20 protein-coding genes and 1 riboswitch are annotated in these 25647 nt (G+C 71.9%); of the genes, 9 read left to right on the top strand and 11 right to left on the bottom strand.

Annotated elements, in window-relative coordinates:
• Positions 1 to 206: 206 nt before the first annotated feature.
• Both ABZ656_RS03420 and ABZ656_RS03415 read right to left on the bottom strand, forming a co-directional pair.
• Positions 207 to 428, bottom strand: a complete 222-nt coding sequence (locus ABZ656_RS03420; protein ID WP_101400180.1) for a hypothetical protein — start codon at positions 426 to 428, stop codon at positions 207 to 209.
• Entirely contained in the window at positions 415 to 1932 is a 1518-nt protein-coding gene (locus tag ABZ656_RS03415; protein ID WP_360264037.1) for a PspC domain-containing protein, read from the bottom strand. The genes ABZ656_RS03420 and ABZ656_RS03415 overlap by 14 nt, the downstream gene beginning before the upstream one ends.
• 142 nt (positions 1933 to 2074) lie before the next feature.
• On the opposite strand from ABZ656_RS03415, the gene ABZ656_RS03410 reads away from it, so the two are divergent.
• Entirely contained in the window at positions 2075 to 3400 is a 1326-nt protein-coding gene (locus ABZ656_RS03410) for an ATP-binding protein (protein ID WP_101400182.1), read from the top strand.
• Entirely contained in the window at positions 3397 to 4254 is an 858-nt protein-coding gene (locus tag ABZ656_RS03405; protein ID WP_360264033.1) for a response regulator transcription factor, read from the top strand. The genes ABZ656_RS03410 and ABZ656_RS03405 overlap by 4 nt, the downstream gene beginning before the upstream one ends.
• Positions 4255 to 4314: 60 nt before the next feature.
• Here ABZ656_RS03405 and ABZ656_RS03400 read toward each other — a convergent pair whose 3' ends face one another.
• Entirely contained in the window at positions 4315 to 4947 is a 633-nt protein-coding gene (locus ABZ656_RS03400) for a hypothetical protein (protein ID WP_101403687.1), read from the bottom strand.
• A gap of 137 nt (positions 4948 to 5084) precedes the next feature.
• Complete coding sequence (locus ABZ656_RS03395) at positions 5085 to 6167, bottom strand: NlpC/P60 family protein (RefSeq protein WP_360264030.1); 1083 nt, start codon at positions 6165 to 6167, stop codon at positions 5085 to 5087.
• 412 nt (positions 6168 to 6579) lie between these two features.
• Here ABZ656_RS03395 and ABZ656_RS03390 point away from each other — a divergent pair, with 412 nt between their 5' ends.
• Complete coding sequence (locus ABZ656_RS03390; RefSeq protein WP_060901458.1) at positions 6580 to 6933, top strand: hypothetical protein; 354 nt, start codon at positions 6580 to 6582, stop codon at positions 6931 to 6933.
• 339 nt (positions 6934 to 7272) lie between these two features.
• Here ABZ656_RS03390 and ABZ656_RS03385 read toward each other — a convergent pair whose 3' ends face one another.
• Both ABZ656_RS03385 and ABZ656_RS03380 read right to left on the bottom strand, forming a co-directional pair.
• Positions 7273 to 8247, bottom strand: a complete 975-nt coding sequence (locus ABZ656_RS03385) for a tellurite resistance/C4-dicarboxylate transporter family protein (protein ID WP_101400184.1) — start codon at positions 8245 to 8247, stop codon at positions 7273 to 7275.
• Between the two features lie 95 nt (positions 8248 to 8342).
• Positions 8343 to 9521, bottom strand: a complete 1179-nt coding sequence (locus tag ABZ656_RS03380; RefSeq protein WP_101400185.1) for an NlpC/P60 family protein — start codon at positions 9519 to 9521, stop codon at positions 8343 to 8345.
• Positions 9522 to 9527: 6 nt separating this feature from the next.
• A riboswitch (cyclic di-AMP (ydaO/yuaA leader) is annotated at positions 9528 to 9701 on the bottom strand.
• Positions 9702 to 10016: 315 nt separating this feature from the next.
• Here ABZ656_RS03380 and pcrA point away from each other — a divergent pair.
• Positions 10017 to 12569, top strand: a complete 2553-nt coding sequence (gene pcrA, locus ABZ656_RS03375; RefSeq protein ID WP_360264025.1) for a DNA helicase PcrA — start codon at positions 10017 to 10019, stop codon at positions 12567 to 12569.
• Between the two features lie 78 nt (positions 12570 to 12647).
• On the opposite strand, the gene ABZ656_RS03370 is transcribed toward pcrA, so the two are convergent.
• The gene (locus ABZ656_RS03370; protein WP_360264022.1) at positions 12648 to 14201 is read right to left on the bottom strand and encodes a peptidoglycan DD-metalloendopeptidase family protein; all 1554 of its coding nucleotides are present in this window, start codon (positions 14199 to 14201) and stop codon (positions 12648 to 12650) included.
• Between the two features lie 198 nt (positions 14202 to 14399).
• The gene (locus ABZ656_RS03365; protein ID WP_101400188.1) at positions 14400 to 15272 is read right to left on the bottom strand and encodes an alpha/beta fold hydrolase; all 873 of its coding nucleotides are present in this window, start codon (positions 15270 to 15272) and stop codon (positions 14400 to 14402) included.
• A 455-nt stretch (positions 15273 to 15727) separates the two neighbouring features.
• On the opposite strand from ABZ656_RS03365, the gene ABZ656_RS03360 reads away from it, so the two are divergent.
• The gene (locus tag ABZ656_RS03360; RefSeq protein ID WP_101400189.1) at positions 15728 to 16144 is read left to right on the top strand and encodes a cobalamin B12-binding domain-containing protein; all 417 of its coding nucleotides are present in this window, start codon (positions 15728 to 15730) and stop codon (positions 16142 to 16144) included.
• A 101-nt stretch (positions 16145 to 16245) separates the two neighbouring features.
• Here the strand turns inward: ABZ656_RS03360 and ABZ656_RS03355 are convergent, their stop codons facing one another.
• The 3 genes from ABZ656_RS03355 to ABZ656_RS03345 are packed head-to-tail and all read right to left on the bottom strand — an operon-like array spanning position 16246 to position 19396.
• Complete coding sequence (locus ABZ656_RS03355; RefSeq protein WP_360264017.1) at positions 16246 to 17877, bottom strand: DUF5691 domain-containing protein; 1632 nt, start codon at positions 17875 to 17877, stop codon at positions 16246 to 16248.
• A complete protein-coding gene (locus ABZ656_RS03350) occupies positions 17874 to 18047 on the bottom strand; it encodes a hypothetical protein (RefSeq protein WP_360264014.1) in 174 nt (57 codons plus the stop codon). Before ABZ656_RS03350 ends, ABZ656_RS03355 begins: the two co-directional genes overlap by 4 nt.
• On the bottom strand, positions 18041 to 19396 hold the full coding sequence (locus tag ABZ656_RS03345; protein WP_360264011.1) for an SWIM zinc finger family protein: 1356 nt from the start codon (positions 19394 to 19396) through the stop codon (positions 18041 to 18043). The genes ABZ656_RS03350 and ABZ656_RS03345 overlap by 7 nt, the downstream gene beginning before the upstream one ends.
• A gap of 133 nt (positions 19397 to 19529) precedes the next feature.
• On the opposite strand from ABZ656_RS03345, the gene ABZ656_RS03340 reads away from it, so the two are divergent.
• The 4 genes from ABZ656_RS03340 to ABZ656_RS03325 all read left to right on the top strand — a co-directional run bounded on the left by ABZ656_RS03340 (position 19530) and on the right by ABZ656_RS03325 (position 25515).
• Positions 19530 to 20708, top strand: a complete 1179-nt coding sequence (locus tag ABZ656_RS03340) for an AAA family ATPase (protein WP_360264008.1) — start codon at positions 19530 to 19532, stop codon at positions 20706 to 20708.
• Positions 20705 to 23089: a DUF5682 family protein gene (locus ABZ656_RS03335; protein WP_101400193.1), complete on the top strand. Its 2385-nt coding sequence runs from the start codon at positions 20705 to 20707 to the stop codon at positions 23087 to 23089. Before ABZ656_RS03340 ends, ABZ656_RS03335 begins: the two co-directional genes overlap by 4 nt.
• Positions 23086 to 24402, top strand: a complete 1317-nt coding sequence (locus ABZ656_RS03330) for a VWA domain-containing protein (protein WP_360264003.1) — start codon at positions 23086 to 23088, stop codon at positions 24400 to 24402. The genes ABZ656_RS03335 and ABZ656_RS03330 overlap by 4 nt, the downstream gene beginning before the upstream one ends.
• A gap of 162 nt (positions 24403 to 24564) precedes the next feature.
• A complete protein-coding gene (locus tag ABZ656_RS03325; protein WP_360264000.1) occupies positions 24565 to 25515 on the top strand; it encodes a hypothetical protein in 951 nt (316 codons plus the stop codon).
• Positions 25516 to 25647 lie beyond the last annotated feature (132 nt).

Genomic DNA, 25647 nt, shown 5'->3' with positions numbered 1-25647 from the left:
TCCTCGTACTGGACGTACTTGGGCTTTCGGCCGGTGCGGCGAGAGTGCGTGCCGGGCGTCGCGACGGGGCGAACGTTGCCTGTTGCGGCACTAGCCATCGCGGGTCAGTGCAGTTCGGCGCACGGCATCGCTGGGTGCTGGGTGCTGGGTGCTGGGTGCAGGGCGTAGATCGCCCTGCACCTACCGGCGTTCCGTTCACACCCCCGCTACCCGGACACCCCCGCCCCCCGCCGCAACCGTCGCCGACGTATGCCATGGGTCAGGAACGCCACCGCGCCCGCCAGGCATAGCCCACCCGTGACGACGGGGATGATCGCGAACCACGGTGTGTCCCACCAACCGCCCGCGTCGCCCGCGTAGGTGACGCCCGCGGCGGTGAGGAAAAGGCCGGCGACCAGCTTTCCGGGCTGGAACTCATGACGTGGCACGGATCACCTCCGCCTGTCCCACGCCGACCTGGAGGTTCAGGTCGAGCGTGCCGCCGTCCTTGCCGCCGGTCGGGGCCGGCAGGGTCACCTGCTTGTGCTTGCCTGGTTCCACGTCCACGTCCTTCTTGCCGTCGCCCGGCAACTGGATGTCCCCGACGCCCACGTCGATGTTCAGCTTCACGGTCGCGTCCTTGGGGACGATCACCTTCAGCCGGCCCGCGCCCACCTCCGCGGTCGTCGTCACCGTCTGGCCCTTGGCGAGGCCGAGATGGGTGAGATCGAGAGTGCCCACACCCGTGCCGAGGTCGAAACTCTCCGGCACGGCGGCAGCGGACCTGGGAGTCCACTCGACCCGCATCCAGTGGGTGCTGATGTCCTTCGGCATGGCCACGGAGCCCGCCAGCAGCGCCGCCGTGATCACTGCGAGGAAGATCGACCCGGCGCCCGTACGCCCCACGAACGCGCTGAGCGCGATGCCCAGGCCGAACACGACGAGCGCGCAGGACAGACCGGTCTGCAGGCTGGTGGCGAGCGGATGGCCGTTCCACGTCAGGCCCGTGCCGAGGCCGCCTGCGACCAGCGCGAGCAGAAAGACCCAGCCGCCGATCCAGCGCGGGCCGCGCGGCTGCGGCTCACGGGCCGCGCGGAGGTCCCGTATGTCCGGGCGGGGCATGCCGCGGGCGATGTTGAGCGCCGCCGCGACATCCCGGTCCCGGGCGTCCGGCGGGCCCCACAGATAGCCGGTGCCGCCCACGTGCGAGCCGTCCTTGACGATCGGGTCGCGCCACCAGGAGGGGTAGGAGACGGGGACGGGCGGGGCCTGCGCCTCCGGCGGTGCGTCCGCCACCGCCTGGGCGGCAATGGGGCCTCCCCTGCTCGAGCGCAGCCGAGAGCTTGGGGAAGGGTCGGGGTCGGGGGCGCCGCGCTGCTGCGACCAGTACCCCGCACCCGCGAGAAGCAGGGAGAGGACGACGGCGAAGGTCAGCACGCTGCCGTTGTTCAGCATCGACAGGAACACCCCGCAGCCGACCAGCGCGAAGAGCACGGCCGCCAGCGCGTGGCCTTCGACGCGGCCGGTGAGGAGCTTGCGGACCTCGTTCTCCTCCTCGTCGTCGTAGGGAACGAACAGCCAGACGAAGCCGTAGAAGATGAGACCGATGCCGCCCGTGGCAGAGAGCACGGCGAGCACGATCCGGAAGATCACCGGGTCCATGTCGCACTGCCGCCCCAGCCCGGCGCACACGCCGCCCAGCATCTTCTGCCGACGGTCGCGCCGGAACCTGCGCGGGCCCTCGGGCGCGGGCGGCTCCCCGTGCGCGCGCGGTTCCTCACCTGTCGCGCCTGGTGCTCCCGCACCCTCCGCGGTTCCCTCGGCGCCCGTGGCGGTGCCCGTGGCGGTGCCCGCGGAGGGCGGCACGGCGTCCCGCGGCCCGGCGCCCGATGGTGGGGCGCCCGGGCCGGGGCCGGGATCCGGCTCCGCCGCCGCGTGCTGCTGATCTGTCATGTGTCCATGGTGACGGGCGGGAAGGCCCGGCGGCAGTCGGGACGACCCTGGCCGAACCCTGATATCGGCCCTGACGGGGGCGGAGGGAACCGTTCGAGCACCGGTCTCTCGAAGATCAGGGGAGTCTCGGGGGTCGACCCTGATGCTCCTGCCCTCCGGCCGTGTGAACATCGATGGCATGCCGGAAGCCGCAGCAGTGCCCCTCGACGACCCGCGGCCCCCGCGCAAGCTCTACCGCAGCAGCGACGGACGCTGGCTCGGGGGCGTGGCGCGAGGGCTCGCCGGGCACCTCGGGCTGCCCGTGATCTGGGTGCGGCTGGTGTTCGTCGGCCTGTTCATGGCGGACGGTCTCGGGGCACTGCTCTACGCCGCGTTCTGGTTCTTCGTGCCGCTCGGCGTCGGCGGCGTCGACTCCGGGCGCACCCCGGCCTTCACCACCGAGACCGCCCCCGACGGCCGCCGCAGACTCGTGGCCCGCAAGCCGGACCGGGGCCAGATGGTCGCCCTGCTTCTCATGGTCGTCGTGGCCATGGTCTTCGTCGGCAATGTGAATCTCGGCGGCGGGGCAAGGGCCTATCTCTGGCCGACCGTTCTCGTCGGCGCGGGCGTCGCCCTGGTCTGGCGCCAGGCGGACAACGCGCGGCGGGCCCGCTGGGTCGAGGTCGGCCGTCGTCGTCGTACGCTCACGCTGCTGCGCTCCGCGGCCGGTGTCCTGCTCGTCACCGCGGGCGTCTCCGGAATATTCGTGCTCCAGGGCTCGGCGGCCCACCTCGGTTCCGTCCTTCAGGCGGCACTCGCGGTCCTGGTCGGCACAGCGCTCCTCGCCGGCCCCTACCTCGTGCGCATGACCCAGGACCTCTCCGAGGAGCGCCTGATGCGCATCCGCGCCCAGGAGCGGGCCGAGGTCGCCGCCCACGTCCACGACTCGGTGCTGCACACCCTGACGTTGATCCAGCGCAACGCGGAGAACGCGAACGAGGTGCGACGGCTCGCCCGCGCCCAGGAGCGCGACCTGCGTGCCTGGCTCTACAAACCGGAGGGCACCGGCAAGGACGAGGCGGACGAGCCCGCGACCCTGGCCGAGGCGGTCCGCCGCAACGCGGCCGAGGTCGAGGACAAGCACGGCGTCCCCATCGAGGTCGTCGTCGTGGGCGACTGCCCGCTCGACGAGGGCCTGACCGCACAGATGCAGGCCGCGCGGGAAGCGATGGTGAACGCCGCCAAGTACGGTGGCGAGGGCGGCGCCGTACAGGTCTACGCCGAAGTCGAGGGCAGGACGGTCTTCGTGTCCGTCCGCGACCGCGGTCCCGGCTTCGACCTCGACGGGATACCCGCCGACCGCATGGGCGTCAGAGAATCGATCATCGGCCGCATGGAGCGCAACGGCGGCACGGCGCGACTGCGCGCGGTGCCGGACGGCGGCACGGAGGTCGAGCTGGAGATGGAAAGGGCGGAGAAGACGTCATGAGCGACGTGAACGGACCGACCGGGCAGGCCCCGGCATCGAACGGGCCGGAGGATGCCGCCGTGGGTACGGCCGGGACCGGGGCTGAGGCCGCGACCGAGTCGACCACCGGGCCGGACGCCGAGTCCTTCGCCGGTGTGGGCGCGCCCACGGGTTCGACCGCCGTCGGCGCCAACGCGAGCGCTGCCGCGGGCGGCCGTCGTGTGCGGGTCGTGCTCGTCGACGACCACCGCATGTTCCGTACGGGAGTGCAGGCCGAGATCGGAGAGACCGAGCGGACCGGCGTCGAGGTGGTCGGTGAGGCCGCGGACGTCGACCAGGCGGTCACGGTCATCACGGCCACCCGGCCCGAGGTCGTCCTGCTGGACGTCCATCTGCCGGGCGGCGGTGGTGTCGAAGTGCTGCGCCGCTGCGCCCCGTTGATGGCCGACGCCCGGCAGCCGGTCCGATTCCTCGCGCTCTCCGTGTCGGACGCCGCGGAGGACGTCATCGGCGTGATCCGCGGCGGCGCCCGTGGGTACGTCACCAAGACCATCACCGGCACGGACCTGGTGGACTCCATCTTCCGTGTCCAGGACGGCGACGCGGTCTTCTCGCCCCGCCTGGCCGGATTCGTCCTGGACGCGTTCGCCTCCACCGACGCCCCGCCCGTCGACGAGGACCTCGACCGTCTCACCCAGCGCGAGCGCGAGGTCCTGCGTCTCATCGCCCGCGGTTACGCCTACAAGGAGATCGCCAAGCAGCTGTTCATCTCGGTGAAGACGGTCGAGTCGCACGTCTCGGCGGTCCTCAGGAAGCTCCAGCTGTCCAACCGCCACGAGCTGACCCGATGGGCCACGGCGCGTCGGCTGGTCTAGCCGATCGCGTCGAGAGGGTTCAGGGCCACGTCCGCTGAGCCCGCCGGAGGTGCCCGGTGCCTACCGGTGTTTCGCGTCGGGCGCCGGTCCCAGTATCCGTAGCGCCCAGCGGTAGTGGCGTACGGCCTTCACGATGCCGATGAGGCCGGTCAGCCACAGGATCAGGCCGATGCCCATGCCCTGGACGACATCGCTGTACAGGGGGTGGCCGGGCTCGGCCCGCGCGGCCGCCGCGAAGGACGTCCAGGCACCGATCGCGCAGACGCCGAGTGAGGAGAGCAGCCAGAAGAGGCTGAGGCCGGGGGAGCGGAGCCGGGAGTCGGTCGCGGGGTGCCGGTCCAGCTCGGACCAGGCGTCGAGCAGTCGGTGTATGTGGTGGTCCCGGCGGACGGAGAGGGCGACGGCGACGACGGTCGGGGCGAGCGCGGCCAGGCCCAGCAGGGCGAAGAGCGGGCCCAGGACGAAACCGGTGGGGTCGCGCTGCTCGAGTTGTCGCAGCGGCAGCACCAGCAGCGCCCAGCCGACGATCGCCGCGAGCGCCAGCAGCCAGAGCAGCAGCACCCGGTGCACCCCCAGGCTCCGCCGACGCAGCTCCTCCAGCGCCCGCCCCCGGTCGGCCAGCAGCGCGGCCCGGTCCGGCCAGGTCCTGATGTGCGCGGGCGGCGGCGGAGGCGGCAGCAGAGAGCCGGGCATCAGAACCTCTCGGACGATGGAGCGTCGACGGAACGACGGCGGGACGACGGAGCGATGACGACGGAAACAGAGTCCGCGCCGACGCTACCGTGATCCACTTCTCCGTCCGCACCACACCGCGGTCGCCCCCGCGTCTTTCACGCCACTCGGGTGGCTCCCGCGAACGGCATCTCGTCGACCGGCGCCAGCCGCACGGGCGCCGACGGGTTCGGGGCGTGGATCATCTGGCCGTTTCCCACGTAGATGCCCACATGGCTGATTCCCGAGTAGAAGAACACCAGGTCACCAGGGAGGAGCTCGGACCGCGAGACCCGGCGTCCGGCGTCGATCTGCGCGTACGTGGTGCGTGGAAGCGAGATGCCAGCGGCGCGGTACGCGGCCTGGGCCAGGCCCGAGCAGTCGAAGGCGTCGGGCCCGGTGGCGCCCCAGACGTAGGGGCTGCCGAGCTTCCCGTAGGCGTACGCGACGGCCTCCGCCGCACGGGAGTTGGGCGCCGCGACGGAGCCGGGCGACGACACCGGGCCGAGGTCCCGCGCGGCGGAGCGCGAGGCGCGCTGCCCGGCGCTTCCCGTGCCCCCGGCCGATCCCAGGTCTCCGAGCTGCGCGCGCTGCTCGTCGGTGAGCCGCGACAGCAGTTGCCGCGCCGTGTCCAGCTTCCCGGTGATCGTCTTCTTGGCCCGCTTCAGCTCCGCCTGACGCGACTTGAGCGAGGCCAGCTCGACATGCGCGGCCCCGCGCAGCTGCTCGATCTCCCGCAGCTGCTTGCGCACCCGGGCCACGGCCTCCGCCTGTCGGCTGCCGGCCCGCTCGGCGAACGCGGCCCCTTCCAGGTACTGGTCGGGGTTGTCGGAGAGCGCGAGTTGCAGCGCGGGGTCCAGGCCTCCGCTGCGGTACTGCGCGGCGGCGATCGAACCCAGCGCGTCCCGAGCCGTGTTGAGCCGGTCCTCCTTGCGCGCCGCCTCGTCACGCAGCGCGTTCAGCCGCTGCTCGGCCTTGTCCGCCTTGTCCTTCGCGCCGTCGTACTTCTGGGTGGCGACCTCCGCCTCCTCGTACAACTTGTCCACCTTGGCCTTCACCTGTGCCGGCGACAACTGCGGGTCCGCGTGCCCCGTCCCGTCGAAGCCCGTCGCCGTGGCCGCTCCCGCGAGGGCGATGGTCGCGGCTGTGCGGGCCGTGTTTCCACCGAGCGAGCGCTGTCTGGGCTTTCGGTGCGCTGCCACGAGGGCCCACATCCTTCCCGGGGACTTGCGTACGACCGCCGGGGACGAGCGCGGTCAGGGGGGACACGTCCGGCGGCGGCCCCACACAGGGGGAGCGGGCCGCCGCCGGACCTTTCTCGGCGGTGGTGTCCGGCTGCCGCCCCTGGCCCGGGCGGCGGTGGGGAGCCGGCCACCTGGTGGAGGACGCTAAACCTGAGAGTGATGTCCCGGTGACGTCATGTACGGAAGTGACGCCACTGGATCGCGGGGTGACCGCATGTGACCGTGATCCCGGCCCGGCGCCGTCGACTTCACGCGGTGTGATGACCGATGGGGCGGTTCCGGGACAGTCGGTGGTTCCCAGGTGGTAGTGGTCTACAGGAGGTGGGCCGGTGACAAGGGGGGTGGGGGCCGCCGATTAGGCTCCGGCTCCATGGACGTACTCATCCATCTCTTCGTCGGCCTGCACATCATCGGCATCGCCTCGCTCCTCGGCGGTTTCCTCACCCAGATGAAGGCGATGGGCCAGGGCACCGCCCGGTTCGTCCCCGCCATGCTGCACGGCGCGCTGACCATGCTGGTCACGGGCGTCGCTCTCGTCGGCCTCAACCAGGCCGACGACCACTCGGTCAACACCATCAAGATCGGCGTGAAGCTCGCCCTGCTGATCGTGATCCTCGGGCTCGTCTATGTGAAGCGGGACGACGAGAAGGTGGACAAGGGCCTGTTCGGGCTCGTAGGGCTGCTCACGACCGCGAACATCTTCATCGCGGTGCTCTGGACCTGACGGTCCCCCGAAGGCCCCCACGGACGGCTACGGCGCTTCCGGACGCCCGACGACCACGGCGCGTGCGGACGCCCGACGACCACGGCGCGTGCGGACGCCCGACGACCACGGCGCGTGCGGACGCCCGACGACCACGGCGCGTGCGGACGCCCGACGGCTACGGTTCCTGAGGACGCCTGACGGCTACGGTTCCTGAGGACGTCCGACGGCTACGGTTCCTGAGGACGCCTGACGGCTACGGTTCCTGAGGACGCCTGACGGCTACGGTTCCTGAGGACGCCTGACGGCTACGGTTCCTGAGGACGCCTGACGGCTACGGTTCCTGAGGACGCCTGACGGCTACGGTTCCTGAGGACGCCTGACCGCTACGACCACCACCGCCAGCCACGCCGCGACCGAGATCCACAGCAGTACCTGCCCGAGCCCCCTGAGCCAGCCGACGCCGATGGCGGCCGCGACCGACAGCGCCGCGACCGCCGTCATCCCCAGCGGGAACACGGTCGCCCAGCGCAGCACGTCGTAGCGCGGGCGGGGCCACAGGGCCTCCGCCACGGCCAGCACGCAGTACGAGCCGAGGACGAGCACGAGCAGCGCCTCGGTCACCCAGCGCAGCACGCCGTTGTCGTCGTCGTTCCACAGGTAGATGTTCGCCTGGTACGCGAGGATCAGCTTCGACCCCGCCAGCGCCGAGATGGCGAGCGCGCCGCCCGCGACCCACTGGTCCCCGGCGCCCGTGGCGACCTCGCGGTAGTCGAAGTAGAACAGCGCCGGCGCGTAGAGCAGGAGCCCCAGCCAGAACAGCACCAGCGCGGTGTGCGCGAGCCAGTCCGTGTGCGTCGCGGGGGCGAGCGTCGCGCCGAGCACCGCGAGCCCCTGCGTGGCCACACAGCCGAGGAACACCGCTCCGGGCATACGGGGCCGCCATTGCCGTACGACCAGGAAGAGCAGCCCGGGCCAGAGCACCGCCGACAGGGCGAGCAGGGCCTCGGCCGGCACCTCCCACCCCAGCATGACCAGCCGCGTGCCGAGCACGGCGGTCGCCGCGACCGCGGTGAGCGCGCCCGGCGTAGCGGCCTCCGCCAGCCACCGCTCCCGCTCCCGCAGCAGCCGTACGACGAAGGCCGCGGCGAGCCCGAGCCAGCCGACGGCCGCCAGGGCCAGCACGATCCGGGACAGGATCTCGTAGCCGGTCTGCTCCAGCCCGATCGAGATGATGCCGGTGGCCAGGATCGCGGCTCCGGCGCCCGGCGGACTCTGCGCCCACCAGGTGCGCAGGTCGGTCCACCGGGCGCCGGGCGGGGAGATGGCTGACATGGGCCCGATGCTAAGGACCTTCGAGCGGGTTGGCGGCGGGCCACGCGCGCGTGGAGTCCGATGAGCCCCACGCGCGTGTGCCGGGCGCCGGGGCGTCAGGCCGGACGCACCACGCTGTGGATGATCGACTCACCGCCGTAGAAGATCGACTCCTCGCGGACGTACGCGCCCGGCTTGGGGGCGTGGATCATCATGCCGTTGCCGATGTAGAGGCCGACGTGGCTGATGTCGTCGTAGAAGAAGACGAGGTCACCGGGCTTGATGTCGGCGAGCGAGACGGTCGTGCCCGCGTTCACCTGGTCGTAGGTGGTGCGCGGGAGGGTGACGCCGGCGGCCTTCCAGGCGGCCTGGGTGAGGCCGGAACAGTCGTAGGAGCCGGGCCCGGTCGCGCCCCAGACGTACGGCTTGCCGATCTGGGTGCGGGCGAAGGCGAGGGCCTTGTCGGCCTTGGCGGTGTACGAGGAGTCGGTTGCCGAACTCCCGGAGGTGCCGGCGGAGCCAGTGGTCGCGGAGGTGCCGGAACCCGTCTGCTGCTGGGCGGCCGCCTCCTGGGCCTTCTTCTCCGCCGCGGCCTGCTGCTGGGCCAGCTCCGCCGCCTTGCGGTCGGCCGCTTCCTGCTTCTTCTTCTCGATCGCCGCGAGCCGCGCCTTCTCCTCGGCGGTCAGCTTCGAGAGCAGGTCACGCGCCTCGGCGAGCTTGCGCTGCACGTCGGCCTTGGACGTCCTCAGCGCGCTCTGCGTCGTGGTGAGCGTCTGCAGGCTCTGGGAGGCCTCCGCGCGCTTCTTGGTGGTGGCGGCCTGCTCGGTGATGTAGTCGTCGACGGCCACCTTCTGGCGGCTGGTCAGCCGGTCCATCAACTGGGTCTGGTCGAAGTAGTCCTGCGGATTGTCGGCCAGCAGGAGGGTCGCGGTGTCGGGGGCGGAGGCCCCGGTGCGGTACTGCGCCGCGGCGAACGAACCCAGCTCCTCGCGCGCGGTGTTGAGCTTCTCGGTGCGCTGGGCCACATCGTCGAGGAGGGAGTCGACGCGCTTGCGCTGCTGCGCGGTCTTCTCCCTGGTCGCGTTGTACTTCTCGGTCGCCGCCTCGGCCTGGTGGTAGAGGTCGTCGACCTTCTTCTCGACCTCTTCTACGCTCGGCTTGGCATCGGCCGAGGGCGCGGCGTTCGCCGTCTGGGAGAGCAGGGCCACGGAGGTGAGGGCCGCCGTGGCGAGGGCGGGGGTCCGTATACCCGCTATGCGCGTACCCGTAGGACTCCACTTGCGGTGCGACGCCAAGGTGGCGACTCCTTCCGTCATCCGCCTACCGAGTTAGCTGTCGGGTTCGGGCGGGTGATTCCGGAAGGTTTGCCCTACGGTCCTTGTCCCAGCGGACGGTTGGACCGATTCACCCCAAGGTCGGTTGGGTCCCCGGCTCCGGCTGCCACGTGGGCGCACCGGACTCGGCGGAGGCCGCACGGCCCGGCGGTGTTCGCCGGTTGGGTCGAGCGGCCTGCCCGGCACGCTAGCCAACTCATAAGTGTTCTGTGAAGTTTGATGTGCGATATGCCCGATACATTTTCGTGACCTTGATCCTGGGGGCCCTTGATCGGGACTGACTGTGACTGACCGTAATGAAACGATCCTGAACGGTGACGGCGTCCGCGGCGGAAAGAGCGGCGGAAAGGGATCAGGCGCGGTCGCGGAAAGAGATCATGCGCGGTCGCGGAAAAACCGGTCGGGTTTCCAGGGTGGCCGCGGGTTGTCAGTGGGGCCGCCTAGACTCGGAGAGCGATGAGCAGCCTCTTTGATGACAGCTTTCTGGCGGACCTCCAGCCTTCCGGGGCCCACGAGGAAGAGCCCCCGCCGCCGCCCGAGGACGGGGCGCCGGAGCCGCTTCCGGACGACCTGTTCGGCGGCCGCTTCGACGTGCCCGCGAGCCGGGACGCCTACTACCGTGACGGCGCGCCCCGCCCCGCCGTGGACCCGGCGGCCCTGCTGGACGGGCTGAACGAGAACCAGCGCGCGGCCGTGGTGCACTCCGGCTCCCCGCTGCTCATCGTGGCCGGCGCGGGCTCCGGCAAGACCCGGGTGCTCACCCACCGCATCGCCCATCTGCTGGGCGAGCGTCATGTCCACCCCGGCCAGATCCTCGCGATCACCTTCACGAACAAGGCCGCGGGCGAGATGAAGGAGCGCGTCGAGCAGCTCGTCGGCCCGCGCGCGAACGCGATGTGGGTGATGACCTTCCACAGCGCGTGTGTGCGGATCCTGCGCCGCGAGAGCAAGAAGCTCGGCTTCACCTCCTCGTTCTCGATCTACGACGCCGCCGACAGCAAGCGGCTGATGGCGCTCGTCTGCCGTGACCTGGATCTCGATCCCAAGCGCTTCCCGCCCAAGTCCTTCAGCGCCAAGATCTCGAACCTGAAGAACGAGCTGATCGACGAGGAGGACTTCGCCGCCCAGGCCGCCGACGGCTTCGAGAAGACCCTCGCCCAGGCCTACGCGATGTACCAGTCGCGGCTGCGCGAGGCCAACGCGCTCGACTTCGACGACCTGATCATGACCACGGTCAACCTGCTGCGCGCCTTCCCGGACGTCGCCGAGCACTACCGGCGCCGCTTCCGCCACGTCCTGGTCGACGAGTACCAGGACACGAACCACGCGCAGTACGCCCTGGTCAGGGAGCTCGTCGGCCCGGCCGCCGGTGACCGGCCGGAGGACGCGCCGCCGGCCGAGGGCGAGCTCGGGCCCGCCGAGCTGTGCGTCGTGGGCGACGCCGACCAGTCGATCTACGCCTTCCGCGGCGCGACCATCCGCAACATCCTCCAGTTCGAGGAGGACTACCCGGACGCGACGACGATCCTGCTGGAGCAGAACTACCGCTCCACCCAGACGATCCTGTCCGCCGCCAACGCGGTCATCGAGCGCAACGAGTCCCGCCGCCCCAAGAACCTGTGGACCAACGCGGGCGCCGGTTCGAACATCACCGGCTATGTCGCCGACACCGAGCACGACGAGGCCCAGTTCGTCGCCGACGAGATAGACCGTCTCACCGACGCGGGCGAGGCCAGGGCGGGCGACGTCGCTGTCTTCTACCGGACGAACGCCCAGTCCCGTGTCTTCGAAGAGATCTTCATCCGCGTCGGCCTGCCCTACAAGGTCGTCGGCGGCGTCCGCTTCTACGAGCGCAAGGAGGTCCGGGACGTCCTCGCGTACCTGAGGGTCCTGGCCAACCCCGAGGACTCGGTCCCGATGCGCCGCATTCTGAACGTTCCCAAGCGCGGGATCGGCGAGCGCGCCGAGGCCATGATCGACGCGCTCTCGCAGCGCGAGAAGATCAGCTTCTCGCAGGCGCTGCGCCGCGTCGACGAGGCGTACGGGATGGCGGCGCGGTCGACGAACGCCGTGAAGCGGTTCAACACGCTCATGGAGGACCTCCGCACGATCGTCGAGTCCGGTGCGGGTCCGGCGACCGTCCTGGAGGCGGTGCTCGAGCGCACCGGCTACCTCGCCGAGCTGCAGGCCTCGACCGACCCGCAGGACGAGACCCGGATCGAGAACCTTCAGGAGCTCGCCGCCGTGGCCCTGGAGTTCGAGCAGGAGACCGGCGAGGGCGAAGGCACGGGGGCGGCTGCGGGTACGGCGGATGCCGGTGCCGGTGTGGCTGCGGGTGCTGGTACGGCGTCCGGTGGGCTCTCCGCGTTCCTGGAGCGGGTCGCCCTCGTCGCCGACTCCGACCAGATCCCGGACGAGGAGGACGGCAACGGCGTCATCACCCTGATGACCCTCCACACCGCCAAGGGCCTGGAGTTCCCGGTCGTCTTCCTCACCGGCATGGAGGACGGCGTCTTCCCGCACATGCGCGCGCTGGGACAGGTCAAGGAGCTGGAGGAGGAGCGGCGCCTCGCGTACGTCGGCATCACGCGCGCGCGGGAGCGGCTGTACCTCACCCGTTCGTCCATGCGCAGCGCCTGGGGCCAGCCCTCCTACAACCCGCCGTCCCGCTTCCTGGAGGAGATCCCGGAGACGCACCTGGAGTGGAAGCGCACCGGCGCGACCGCTCCGGTGTCCTCGGGTCCCGTCTCCGGTGTGGCCGCCTCGCTGTCGTCCTCGCGTTCGCGGTCCGCGGCGTCCGGCCCCACCGGCTTCGCGACGCGCCGCGGGATCTCCGAGAAGCCGGTGGTCTCGCTGGCGGTCGGCGACCGGGTCACCCATGACCAGTTCGGCCTGGGCACCGTGGTCGGCGTGAAGGGAACGGGCGCGAACGCGGAGGCGACGGTCGACTTCGGCGAGGCGAAGCCGAAGCGGTTGCTGCTGCGGTACGCGCCGGTGGAGAAGCTGTAGTTCTACGGGTTCTACGGGGCGGCAGCTCGGAGCCCGGCGACGGCGTTCGCTCACGTCGTCGGGTGAGGAGCCGGTGGGTTACGTCGGGTCCAGGCCGTGGCTGCGCAGCCACGGCAGCGGGTCGATCGCCGAACCGCCCGCGGGGCGGACCTCGAAGTGCAGGTGCGGACCGGTCGAGTTGCCGGAGTTCCCGGAGAACGCGATCTGGTCACCGGCCTTCACGACCGTCCCCGACGGCACCTTGTAACTGGAGAGGTGGCAGTACCAGGTCTCCGTGCCGTCCATCGCGGTGACGATCGCCATGTTCCCGTACGCGCTGTTCCACTGTGTCCGTACGGTGCCGTCGGTCGCGGCCATCACCGGCGTGCCGTACGACACCGGGAAGTCGATGCCCGTGTGCACGGACATCCAGTTGATGCCGGCCTGGCCGAAGTAGGCGCTGAGGCCCCTCTGCGTGACCGGGAGCACGAATTTCGGCCGCAGCCGCTCCTTGCGGGCCGCCTCCGCCGCCGCCTTCTGCTTCTCGGCGGCCTGCTGAGCCTTGAGGTCGATACGTTCCTGCGTCCGGCTGGCCCGGTCGGCGAAGTCGTCCGCGCCCGCGGAGAGGCTCTGGAGCTGGGTGTCCAGTTTGTTGTTGGCGGCCGACGGCTTCACCGCGGTCCCGTCGGACGCGCTGAGGGTCGTGTTGTCCTTGCTGTCGTTCCCGCCGATGGTGCCCACGGAGGCGGCGGCGATCCCCGCGACCCCCATCACACAGGCCGAGGGAACCGCGACGGTCAGCAAGGCGGAACGCTTCGCCGGGGTGCGCCGCCGGGAACGGGACGCGGACCGGTTCGCGGCACGGGGGGCCGGAGTGACCTCTTCCATGTCCTCGAGCAGCGGCGCGTCCTGCGCGTCACCTGCGTCCTCGAACTCGTCCTCCGCTGCGCCGGGTTCCTCGTACGACACCTGCTCGAAGGTCGCGGTCGCCTGCTGGTCGAAGGGCCGGTCGTCCACGTCGGACTCGGGCACCGGCTGATGCTCGTAGGCCTCGGCGGCGAGCTGCTGCTCGTACGACTCGGCCTGCTGGTGCTGCTCGTACCCCTCGTACGGGTCGTGTTCGCCTGCGGTGTTCCACTGCGTGGCGTCGTACGCGCCCGTCTCCTGGGTGTGCGCGGTCCACTGCTGGGTCTGGCCGGTCTGTTCGGCCTGGAGCCAGGCGGCCGCGTCCCACTGGCCGGTGCCCTCGGGGCCCGGGTGCTGCGCGGGGATGTCGGCGAGCTGCTGGTATCCGCTCGCCCACGCGGTCGTGTCGTAGGCACCGGTGTCGTACGCGGCCTGGTGCTGTGCGGCGTACGGGTCGTAGTGCGGCGTCTGGTGACTGCCGGTGCTCCACTGCGTGGTGTCGTACGAACCCGTGCCGCCGCCGCCCGACATGTCGCCGAAGAGGGGGTCCGCCGCGAAGGTCGAGGTCTCGAAACCCGTGGTCTCGAAGCTTCCGGTCGCGTAGGTACCGGAGTTGGCGTAGCCGTCGTGCGAGGTGAAGTCGCCGTACTGGGCTTCCTGGCCACCGTACGACGCATAGGGCGCCGCGGCGGCATCGGAGGCCGGAGCCGGGGGCGTTACGGTCCCCGACGGGTGACGGTCGTTCACCAACTTCTCTTTCGCCTCGACAACAGGGGCTGGCAGAGCAGTGCGGCGACTGTACCCGGCGGTACGCGGGCGCGACAATCTTCGGCAGGTTTCCTCCACTCGGGAAACGGGCATTCGGCCGTGTTTCGGGGGAGGGCGGGCACGGCTTTGGCCTGGCGTTCGATTGCCGTTCGATGTTGGGGGTGTTCCGCGGAGGCGTTAGGCCACTGTCAGACCCCCGGTTTCGGCGGCGGGCGCGGCGGTGGGGCGGGCCTGTGTCTCCTCGAAGTCGAGTGCCTGCCGTATCCCGGCGGCGACCGCTGGGTGGACCGGCAGGGCGAGATGTCCGATTCCGCTCACTTGGACGCTCTGCGCGAGCAGGTCCGGATGGTCGATGGAGGCGGTCTCCAGCGGGTCCATCAGATGGTCGAGGTCGCTCCAGAAGCTCACGAACTGCGTACGGCAGTCGGGCGCGGGCTTGCGCAGCTCCTCGATCACCTCCGACCCCGGACGCATCTGACGGACGATCGGGTGCGCGTTCATCAGCGGAATGACCTTCGTGCCGGCGTGCGGCGTGCCGAGCGTGACCAGGGTGCGGACGCGCAGGTCTCCGCCGAGGCGCTGGACGTAGTAGCGGGCTATCAGTCCGCCGAGGCTGTGGCCCACTATGTCCACCTGATCGCGCCCGGTGCGCTCGCAGATGTCCTCTATGTGCCGTCCGAGCAGCTCCGCGGCGGCGCGGATGTCGTTCGTCAGCGGCGAGTAGTTGAGCGACTCGATGTGCTGCCTGCCGTGCTGGGCGAGGTTGCGGCGAAGCAGCACGAAGACCGAACGGTTGTCGATGAATCCGTGCAGCAGCACGACCGGCGGCTTGGTCCCGGTGGGCAGCCGGGGCGCGTCGGGCGGGGGGAGTGCGGGGGTGCCGCGGCGCTCCTGGGTGATGCCGGACGGATAGAGGAGGAGGTGCCCGGCGAGGATGGCGATCTCCAGGGCCGTCGCCTTCAACAGGGCCACCGAGAGCCCGGTCAGTCTGCCGGGCAGCAGACGCCGGTGGAGAGGGAGAAAGGGCAACTCAGCCCCGGTGACCTTCATGGCCGACCTCCAGTCGGCACGCGACGGGACCGCTTTGTCCCCCGTGTGCCCTCGTGGAAAGCCGCGGTGGTGGTGCCGGTGGCGATGGCGTGGGCGGTGGCCGACGGTGCGTCCGTGGCGTGTGGTGCGCCGGTGACGCGACGGGATTCCCTGCCGTCGTGCTCCCGCCGGTGCGCGGCACCGCCGTCGCGCCTCCCTGATGCGACGGTGGTGCTGCCACCTGCTGGCGGCTCTCCTTGCGCAGGCTCCGGCCACGGCCCGCGCGGCGCAGATCCCTGCGGCGCGTGTGCCGCAGAAACGCGGAGCGGTGCGCGGCGAATGTGTCCCACCGTGTGATTTCCCCCTCGGTCTTCAGCGGGAAACTGCGGTTTGCACGGATCTGACGATAACGTTCGTTCACTTCCCCTGCCGGTGCGGCGTGGGGCGGTCGATGAAGTCCGTTCATGGAGGCAGTGATGGGTGTGGCAGCCGGTCCGATCCGCGTGGTGGTGGCCAAGCCGGGGCTCGACGGCCACGATCGCGGGGCCAAGGTGATCGCGCGGGCGCTGCGCGACGCCGGCATGGAGGTCATCTACACCGGGCTCCACCAGACCCCGGAGCAGATCGTCGACACCGCGATCCAGGAGGACGCCGACGCGATCGGCCTCTCGATCCTCTCCGGTGCCCACAACACACTGTTCGCCGCCGTCATCGATCTCCTCAAGGAGCGCGATGCGGAGGACATCAAGGTCTTCGGCGGCGGGATCATTCCCGAGGCGGACATCGCGCCGCTCAAGGAGAAGGGCGTCGCCGAGATCTTCACGCCGGGCGCGACGACCGCCTCGATCGTGGAGTGGGTCCGGGCGAACGTACGCCAGTCTGCGGGCGCGTAGCGCCTCTCCTGCGGGGAAGCGGTCCCCATGGCTCGTGCGGCGGCTGCGGGTGGGTCGGGGCTGGTCGCGCAGTTCCCCGAGCCCCTCAAGGGGCGCTCCTGTCAGTGTGGGTCCGCACCATCCAGCTCCGAGGACATCACCGCGCGCAGACGCAGTGTGGTGACGAGGCGTTGGAAGGCCTCCGCCCAGTAGCCACCGGAGCCGGGCGCCGCGTTCTCCGGCTCGTCGGCGACCGCAGTGAGTCCCTCCAGCCGCCCCGCCTCCGCCGGATCCAGGCACCGCTCGGCCAGCCCCATCACCCCACTGAAGCTCCATGGATAACTCCCCGCGTCCCGCGCGATATTGAGCGCGTCGACCACCGCCCGTCCCAGGGGCCCGGCCCACGGCACCGCGCAGACCCCGAGCAGCTGGAACGCCTCGGACAACCCGTGCGTGGCGATGAACCCGGCCACCCACTCGGCCCGCTCGGCGGAGCCCAACGTGGCGAGCAGTTTCGACCGCTCCGCCAGTGACACCGCCCCCGGCCCGCCGGCCTCCGGAGCCGACGGGGCGCCGAGGAGAGCCCGGGACCAGCCCGGGTCCCGCTGCCGTACCGCCGCCCGGCACCACGCGGCGTGCAGCTCGCTCTGCCAGTCGTCCGCCACCGCAAGCGCCACGATCTCCTCCGGCGTACGTCCGCCGAGCCGTCGCGACCATGTCCCGAGCGGCGCTGCTTCGACCAACTGGCCCAGCCACCACGACCGTTCCCCTCGTCCCGCCGGAGCTTTCGGTACAACACCGTCGCGCTCCATGCTCGCGTCGCACTCGTGCGGCGCCTCGACGACGATCGAGGGTGTGCCCCGCGTCCGGTCGACGGCCACGCACGAGCCGGCCCGCGCCCCCATCCGCGCGGCGAGCGCCGAACCGGGCAGCGCGGACAGCAGTTCCGCCGCCGTGGCCCGGACGTTGCGGCTCCGGTCGGCGAGCGCTCGCTCCAGGAACGGTTCGTCCGCCGCGCGCAGTCCGGAGCGCAAGGAGTCGAGGAACATCAGCCGGTCCTCGGCCCGCTCGGTCGCCCAGGTGGTGGCGAGCAGCTCGCGCGCGGCCCTGGGGTCCTGGGCCCGTATCCCTGTGAGCAGTGCGACCCGCTCGGCGAAGAGTCCCTCCTGCCAGAGCTGTTGCGCGCGCCCGGAGTCCTCTGGGCCGGGCAGTGCGGTGCCGCCGCCGGGCAGCGAACGCAGGGCGAAGCGCCACTCCGGGTTCAGCCGGGCGAGCCACAGGGCGCGCGGGCCCGCGAAGGCCAGGACCGCCGGCCGCAGGTCCGTACGGCCCCGGGCCGCGTCGAGAAGCGCGGGCAGTGTCTCCGGGGGTGGCGCGAAACCCCGCGCGTTCGCCAGCGCGAGCCACTGCGGCAGCAGCTCCATGAGGTCGGGTGCCGTGCCCCTGCGGCCGCCGCCTCCCGTGCCGGGCCGGTCCGCCAGCAGCGTCGCCAGTCGGTGGGCCGCGGCGGACGGGAGGGCCGGTCGTGGGTCGGGCGCGGCGGGCTCGGGACGAGCGGCCGCCCGCGCGGCCCGCACCCCGGCCCGCCGCCGCAGGGTTTCCACGGCGGCCGCGTCCAGCAGGGCCACCGGCGCCTCGCGCCCGGCGGCCCAGGCCGGAGGCGAGCGCCGCTCGGTCCCCAGCAGGGCCAACGTGACGAGCTCCTCCCAGGAACCCCCGACGGGCGTGCCCGCGGAAGCGGAGGTCGTGTTCATGAGCGTCCTTTCCGTGGGGAGGCGGTGGTGAGAAGGGAAGTGGTGATGCGGGCGACGGACGTCGGGCGGGTGGTGCGGGCGGTGCCCGTGATGCGGGTCATGCGGGCGGTGCCGATGGTGCGGGTCGCGCGGGCGGTTTCGGCGATGCGGGTCGTGCCGGTGGTCAGCACAGTGACACCGGCTCCCCGTCGCCCTCCGGCCAGGCCGTCAGGGGAGTGAAGCCGTGGTGGCCACACTCTCCGAAGACTGTGACGGGAGCGCCGCCGGAGAGGGCGGCGAGGCGCCACAAGCCGGGTCGGGAGAGAAGGGAAGGGGCGATCGGAAGTCCGAAGTCGCCCTCGGCGTCCGCCAGTTGCCAGGTGTCGTCGACGGGGGTGGGTATCACCCGGGCCAGCGTGACCGGCTGAGAGTCGAGCCAGGGGTCGGCCCGCAGGGCCTCGCCGAAGCGGGCCGCCGCCTGGGGAGTGGTCAGCCCCGGCGGTCGTGTCCGCGCGGGGGCGGGCGGTGTGAACCGCTCGCCCAGGGCCGCTCGGAGCTGTCCGGCGCCCGGATACGCGGACACCTCCGCCTCGAAGACCAGCCCCACCGGCAGCGTCAGCTCCGGCGCGCGGCCGGCGGCCCCATAGGAGAGGAGCAGCACGGTGCGGCCGGTCTCCGCGCCGTAGAGCCAGATCCTGCGGGTCGTGAGCCGGGTGTCCGCCGTGTCGTACTGGGCGAGGACCAGCCAGCGGTCCCGCACCGGCGGCCCGTCCGCAGAACCGGGCAGCCCCACCCGTGAGCGAACCGTCGCGGCCAGGTCGTCCGGCAGCCGCTCACGGCGCAGCCAGCCCTGGTCGAGGAGATGGAGCAGCGCGCATTCCTCCAGCAGGCGCACCGGCCAGCCGGGTCCGGAGGAGGGAATCGCCCCCAACTCCCGCACCCGCGCGGCCAGTCCGGGCGCCTGCGCGTCGATCATGCGGGCCGCCGTCTCCTCCCACATCCCGTACCCCGCCTGCTCGGCCGACGCGAGCCCGCCCCGCAGCAGGTCCGCCAACCGCTGCTCCAGCTCCGCCGCCCCCGCGGTGATCCGCTCGGCCCGCCGCTGCGCCCTGCGTCGCGCCGCCTCCGGATCGCCCGGTGACGCCGTCCCAGATGCCCCGCCCGTCGTCCCCTTCTCCCCCGCTCGCTCTCGTCTCCCCTCTATCCACTGCTCCGCCCAGTCCGGCGCCGGCCCCCGCGACACCGAACCGTCCTCGCCCGCCCAGAGCAGCAGCAGTCCCAGCGCGTGCTTGCACGGGAACTTCCGGCTCGGGCAACTGCACTTGTACGCGGGCCCGGTGGAGTCCGCGATGTCGATGACCGTCTGATAAGGCCTGCTGCCGCTTCCCCTGCACAGTCCCCATACCGTCCCCTCGTCAGAACTGCCTGCCTCCGACCACGGCCCGGCCGCGCCGAGCTTGCTGCCGGCCGTACGTGACGCGGCATCAGGCGCCAGTGCCAGCACCTGATCCGCCGTCCAGCGCACCCCCTGCTGAGTCATGTCTTCGAAGGTAGGTCCCGCCACTGACAATCGACCTTCGCGAGAGTATTTGCGCAGGTCAGAGGCCATTGTCAGTGGCGTGGTGCACGGTGGAACCAGATCCGAACCGGCCGAGCCGGAGGGGGAGCGAGCCATGTCCGTGCCCGTTGAGTCCGTTGAACCGACGACCGTACGTCCGCCCGTGAGCGAGGGCCTGGGCGAAGGTGTGAGCGCAAGCGTGCGCGAGAGCGCGGGCGAGGCGCTGCGACCACATGCCGAGCACGCCTTCGCCGCCGAACTCGTCGCGCTGGCCGCGCAGGACGACCGGCCGCGGCCCGCCCGCTGGCGGCTGTCGCCATGGGCGGTGGCGACCTATCTGCTGGGCGGCACGCTGCAGGACGGCACGGTGATCACACCGAAGTACGTGGGACCGCGCCGCATCGTCGAGGTCGCCGTCACCACACTCGCCACCGACCGCGCCCTGCTCCTGCTCGGCGTGCCCGGCACCGCGAAGACCTGGGTGTCCGAGCACCTGGCCGCGGCGGTCAGCGGCGACTCGACCCTGCTGGTGCAGGGCACGGCCGGCACACCGGAGGAGGCGATCCGGTACGGCTGGAACTACGCGCAGCTGCTGGCCCACGGCCCCAGCCGGGACGCGCTCGTGCCGAGCCCGGTCATGCGCGCCATGGCCGAGGGCATGACGGCCCGGGTGGAGGAACTGACCCGTATCCCGGCGGACGTGCAGGACACGCTGATCACGATCCTGTCGGAAAAGGTCCTGCCGATACCGGAGTTGGGCCAGGAGGTGCAGGCCGTCCGCGGCTTCAACCTGATCGCCACCGCCAACGACCGCGACCGCGGGGTGAACGAGCTGTCCAGCGCCCTGCGCCGCCGCTTCAACACGGTGGTGCTGCCCCTGCCGGAGAGCGCGGACGCCGAGGTCGACATCGTCTCGCGGCGTGTCGACCAGATCGGCCGGTCCCTCGATCTGCCCGCCGTGCCCGAGGGCATCGACGAGATCCGCCGTGTCGTCACCGTCTTCCGCGAGCTGCGCGACGGGGTCACGGCCGACGGGCGGACAAAGCTGAAGTCGCCCAGCGGCACGCTGTCCACCGCCGAGGCGATCTCGGTCGTCACAGGCGGCCTGGCCCTCGCCGCCCACTTCGGCGACGGCATCCTGCGCGCGTCCGACGTGGCGGCCGGCATCCTCGGCGCCGTCGTCCGCGATCCGGCCGCCGACCGGGTCATCTGGCAGGAGTACCTGGAGGCGGTCGTCCGCGAGCGGGACGGCTGGAAGGACTTCTACCGGGCCTGCCGGGAGGTGAGCGCATGACGACCTTCACGGCGGGGCCATTGCTGCTGGGGGTGCGGCATCACGGCCCGGGGTCGGCCCGCGCCGTGCGGGCCGCGCTGGAGGCGGCGACGCCCGAGGTCGTACTGATCGAGGGACCCCCGGAGGCGGACTCGCTCATCCCGCTCGCCGCCGAGAAGGACATGCGTCCTCCCGTCGCGCTCCTCGCCCATGTCGTTGACGAGCCCGGCCACTCCGCCTTCTGGCCGCTCGCCGAGTTCTCCCCCGAGTGGGTGGCGATCCGGTGGGCCCTGGAGCACGGGGTCCCGGCCCGCTTCATCGACCTCCCGGCGACCCACACGCTGGCGTGGGGGAGGGAAGAGGAGAAGGAGGCGGCGGAGGAGGAGAAGGGGCAAGAAGAGAAGGGGGAGAAGGGGGAGAGGGAGGCCGATGCATCCGACCGTTCCGTCGATGCGGACGTGCGGATCGACCCCCTCGCAGTCCTCGCGCAGACGGCCGGTTACGACGATCCCGAGCGCTGGTGGGAGGACGTGGTCGAGCACCGGGGCGGGGCCGGGAGCGGGGCCGACCCGTTCGCGCCGTTCACCGCGCTGGAGGAGGCGATGGGGGCACTGCGGGAGGCCTACGGAGTCGGGGGACACGACCGGGACCTGGTGCGCGAGGCGTACATGCGGCTCCAGATGCGGGCGGCGCAGCGGGAGTTCGGGGACGAGGTGGCCGTGGTGTGCGGGGCCTGGCACGTGCCCGCGCTCCGGCAGAAGACGACCGTGGCCGCCGATCGGGCGCTGCTCAAGGGGCTCTCCAGGGCCAAGGCCGACATGACGTGGGTGCCGTGGACGCACCGGAGACTTTCGCGGGTCAGCGGGTACGGCGCGGGCATCGACTCGCCGGGTTGGTACGGGCATCTTTTCGCCGCCCCGGACCGTCCCGTCGAGCGCTGGATGACGAAGGTGGCGAGGCTGCTGCGCGACGAGGACCGGATGGTGTCGTCCGCGCACGTCATCGAGGCGGTACGGCTGGCCGACACGCTCGCCGCCATGCGCGGTCGCCCACTGCCCGGGCTGGCCGAGACCACCGATGCCGTGCGGGCGGTGATGTGCGAGGGCTCGGACGTGCCGCTGGGGCTCGTGCACGACCGGCTCGTGGTCGGCGATGTGCTGGGCGAGGTGCCTCAGTCCGCTCCCGCGGTGCCGTTGCAGCGCGATCTCGCGCGTGCGCAGAAGCGGTTGCGGCTCAAACCCGAGCCGATGGAGCGGGAGTTGGAGCTGGATCTGCGGGGGGAGACCGACGCCGGGCGGAGCAGACTCCTGCACCGGTTGCGGCTGCTCGGTATCGCGTGGGGGGAGCCCACCGCCTCGCGCGGCAGCACCGGCACCTTCCGGGAGACCTGGCGGCTGAGCTGGGAGCCGGAGCTGTCCGTGCGGGTCGCCGAGGCCGGGGTCTGGGGCACGACGGTGCTGTCGGCGGCGACCGGCAAGGCCGAGGCGGACGCCGTCGCCGCGCACGCCCTGGCCGACGTCACGGCACTGGCCGAGCGCTGTCTGCTCGCCGAACTCCCGGACGCGCTGCCCGTGGTGATGCGGGTCCTCGCCGACCGGGCCGCACTGGACGCGGATGTCGGCCACCTCGCCCAGGCCCTGCCCGCGCTGGTCCGCTCCCTGCGGTACGGCGATGTGCGCGGCACGGACACACACGCCCTCACGGACGTCGCCGTGGGTCTCGCCGAGCGGATCTTCGTCGGGTTCCCACCGGCCTGCACGGCCCTCGACGCCGAGGCCGCCGAGCACATGCGACGCCATGTGGACGCGGTGCACGGCGCGGTGGGGTTGCTGGGGGAGCCGGGTACGCCGGCCTCCGGCGGGATGCGTGAGCGCTGGCACTCCGTACTACGGGTGCTGGCCGGGCGGGACACCGTGCCGGGGGTGATCCGTGGGCGAGCGGTACGACTGCTGCTGGACGAGGGGGAGTTGGGGCAGGACGAGGCCGCGCGGCTCATGGGTCTCGTGCTGTCGCGGGGTACGGAGCCGGGGGACGCGGCCGCGTGGATCGAGGGGTTCGTCGGCGGTGGCTCCGGGGGCGGGATGCTGCTCGTGCACGACGAGCGGCTGCTCGGACTGGTGGACGCGTGGCTGACCGGGGTGCCGGCGGAGGCGTTCACCGATGTGCTGCCGCTGCTGCGGCGCACGTTCTCGGCGTACGAGGCAGGGGTGCGCAGAACGCTGGGTGAGCTGGTCCGGCGCGGCCCGGGGGCGCGGGGGAGCGCCGAGGCCGCCGCGTCCGGCATACCCGGGTTCGCCCCCGACCTCGACCCCGAGCGCGCCGACGCGGTCCTGCCGGTGCTGAGCCTGCTGCTGGGGCTGGACGAGTCCTGCGACGACGACTTTGTGGGGGTGGCCCGATGACAGCGGCACCTGTGGAAGCGACCGGCTCGAACGGAGCCGCCGGAGCCGCCGGAGCCGTCGGAGCCGTCGGAGCCGTCGGTCCCGCCGGACCCGCCGGACCCGCCGGACCCGCCGGAGCCGTCGGACCCGCCGGAGCCGCCGGAGCCGCCGGACCCGCCGGACCCGCCGAAGTCGCCGGCGAGCGGCTGCGGCGGTGGCGGCTTGTGCTCGGGGGTGAGGAGGCGGACGGCACCGGATGCGTGCTCGCGGCGCAGGACGCGGCGATGGACGGGGCGCTCACCGCGTTGTACGGGAAGGGCGGCAAGGGGCGGTCCGGGCGGGACCGTTCGGCGGGGCTCGGTGCGTCGGCGCCGTCGGTCGCGCGCTGGCTCGGGGACATTCGGACGTACTTCCCCTCGTCCGTCGTGCAGGTCATGCAGCGGGACGCCATCGACCGGCTCGGGCTGTCCACCCTCCTGCTGGAGCCCGAGATGCTGGAAGCGGTCGAGGCCGATGTGCACCTGGTCGGCACGCTGCTCTCCCTCAACAAGGCCATGCCGGAGACGACGAAGGAAACGGCCCGGGCCGTCGTGCGCAAGGTCGTAGAGGATCTCGAGAAGCGCCTCGCGAGCCGCACGCGGGCGACTCTCACCGGTGCCCTCGACCGCAGTACGCGCATCAGCAGACCCCGTCACCAGGACATCGACTGGAACCGCACGATCGCGGCGAACCTGAAGCACTACCTGCCCGAGTACCGCACGATCGTGCCCGAACGGCTGATCGGCTACGGGCGTGCCTCGCAGTCCGTGAAGAAGGAGGTCATCCTCTGCATCGACCAGTCGGGATCCATGGCGGCGTCCGTCGTCTACGCCTCCGTGTTCGGCGCCGTCCTCGCGTCGATGCGGTCCATCGCCACCCGGCTCGTCGTCTTCGACACGGCCGTCGTCGATCTGACCGACCAGCTCGACGACCCGGTCGACGTCCTCTTCGGCACCCAGCTGGGCGGCGGTACGGACATCAACAGGGCGCTCGCGTACTGCCAGTCGCAGATCACCCGGCCCGCCGACACGGTGGTCGTGCTCATCAGCGACCTCTACGAAGGAGGCATACGCGACGAGATGCTCAAGCGGGTCGCGGCGATGAAGGCGTCGGGGGTGCAGTTCGTGACGCTGCTGGCGTTGTCCGACGAAGGGGCGCCCGCGTACGACCGTGAGCACGCGGCGGCGCTCGCGGCGCTGGGCGCACCGGCGTTCGCCTGTACGCCCGACCTGTTTCCCGAGGTGATGGCGGCGGCGATCGAGAAGCGCCCGCTCCCGATACCGGACACCGCGTGAGGAGAGGTGAGAAGACGTGAGGAAATGCGAGGGGGCGTGAGGAGTGTGGGAAAGCGGACATGACTGCTCATCGGTAGCAGTGGCGACAGGGGGCTTGCGCAACCTCAGGAAACCCGTGCGAGGATCGACGCCTCTTCCCGCCGCATGAAGGATCACCCCGTCTTGACCCCGCCCGCCGCCGAACTGCCCTTCGCCGGTGCCGCTCTGCGCCTGACGCGCACGGCGGCCGGGCGGCGCGCGCTGCAACTGGCACTGCTGGTGGTCGGGTTGTTCGCAATCGGGCTCCTCTGCGGGGAGCGGGCGCATGCGGCGGACGGGGCGGGCGGGTTGGTGCCGACGGTTCCGGCGAGTTCGTCGGCAGGGGTGGTGAAACCGGCTGCTTCCCTCCCGGTGGCGCACTCGGCGGCGGCCCAGGCCGTCACTCACGTCACGGACGCCGTCATTCACGCTCACGCCACGGACACCGTCGCTCAGGTCGGCGGCACCGTCACCCGCAGGACCGACACCGTCGGGGACGTCGTACGGCCGGCTGCCGACAGCGTCGTACGGCCGGTCGGTGATCTCGTGGAGACAGTGACCGGCGAGTTGGGCCAGGCTCCGCCGAAGACCCTGCCGTCCCTTCCCTCGTCGCCCTCCAGGTCCTCCCTGCCTTCCCTGCCGGAGCTGCCCGGTCTGCCCGGTCCGCCCGCGTTTCCGGGGGCGGGGGGTCAGGTTCCGTCCGCCGGTTCGGGGCCCCATCAATCGGGTGCGGGTGCCGTGACCTCGTCGTCGCACGCGGTGGTGCGGCATGCGGACGCCGGGCCCGTCGGTCCGACGTACTACGGCCCCACCCGCCTCGGTACGGACACCGACGGTGTCGCCGTGCGTGGCGAGCACCGAGGCGTGGCGCCGGGACCGGGGCCGGGGTCCGACCGTCAGGCACCCCCCGGCGACCCCACGGGCGCGCTGGGCGCTCAGTCTGCCGTCGACAACGGCACGCCGCGCCACGGCGATCCTCACGCCGTCACTCCGAGCCACGAGGCGCCGCTGCGGCTCGTGCCCGGCGTTCCCGCGGCGGTGACTGCGGCCGGGACCCGGGACAGGTACCGGGACATTCCGGTCTTCCCCGGCTAGGGCAGTCCTTCCCCCGCTGCCGATCTGCCGCGCGGGGGCGGAACAGGTCTGCCCGCCGTCCGGACCCACTCGGACCCTCTCCGGTCCCCGGACGCAAGCCCAGGACTCTCGGAAACCCGAAGGATCTGACGT

This window comes from Streptomyces sp. NPDC007095, assembly GCF_040634475.1.
Taxonomy (GTDB): domain Bacteria; phylum Actinomycetota; class Actinomycetes; order Streptomycetales; family Streptomycetaceae; genus Streptomyces.
Note: the sequence above shows the minus strand (reverse complement) of the source record. Positions and strands in the feature narration are given on the sequence as shown.

Bases quoted from the DNA above. Each gene is read 5' to 3' on its own strand.
- ABZ656_RS03415 (WP_360264037.1), bottom strand. From the start codon at position 1,932: ATGACAGATCAGCAGCACGCGGCGGCGGAGCCGGATCCCGGCCCCGGC.
- ABZ656_RS03410 (WP_101400182.1), top strand. From the start codon at position 2,075: ATGCTCCTGCCCTCCGGCCGTGTGAACATCGATGGCATGCCGGAAGCC.
- ABZ656_RS03405 (WP_360264033.1), top strand. From the start codon at position 3,397: ATGAGCGACGTGAACGGACCGACCGGGCAGGCCCCGGCATCGAACGGG.
- ABZ656_RS03400 (WP_101403687.1), bottom strand. From the start codon at position 4,947: ATGCCCGGCTCTCTGCTGCCGCCTCCGCCGCCGCCCGCGCACATCAGG.
- ABZ656_RS03390 (WP_060901458.1), top strand. From the start codon at position 6,580: ATGGACGTACTCATCCATCTCTTCGTCGGCCTGCACATCATCGGCATC.
- ABZ656_RS03385 (WP_101400184.1), bottom strand. From the start codon at position 8,247: ATGTCAGCCATCTCCCCGCCCGGCGCCCGGTGGACCGACCTGCGCACC.
- pcrA (WP_360264025.1), top strand. From the start codon at position 10,017: ATGAGCAGCCTCTTTGATGACAGCTTTCTGGCGGACCTCCAGCCTTCC.
- ABZ656_RS03365 (WP_101400188.1), bottom strand. From the start codon at position 15,272: ATGAAGGTCACCGGGGCTGAGTTGCCCTTTCTCCCTCTCCACCGGCGT.
- ABZ656_RS03360 (WP_101400189.1), top strand. From the start codon at position 15,728: ATGGGTGTGGCAGCCGGTCCGATCCGCGTGGTGGTGGCCAAGCCGGGG.
- ABZ656_RS03355 (WP_360264017.1), bottom strand. From the start codon at position 17,877: ATGAACACGACCTCCGCTTCCGCGGGCACGCCCGTCGGGGGTTCCTGG.
- ABZ656_RS03345 (WP_360264011.1), bottom strand. From the start codon at position 19,396: ATGACTCAGCAGGGGGTGCGCTGGACGGCGGATCAGGTGCTGGCACTG.
- ABZ656_RS03340 (WP_360264008.1), top strand. From the start codon at position 19,530: ATGTCCGTGCCCGTTGAGTCCGTTGAACCGACGACCGTACGTCCGCCC.
- ABZ656_RS03335 (WP_101400193.1), top strand. From the start codon at position 20,705: ATGACGACCTTCACGGCGGGGCCATTGCTGCTGGGGGTGCGGCATCAC.
- ABZ656_RS03330 (WP_360264003.1), top strand. From the start codon at position 23,086: ATGACAGCGGCACCTGTGGAAGCGACCGGCTCGAACGGAGCCGCCGGA.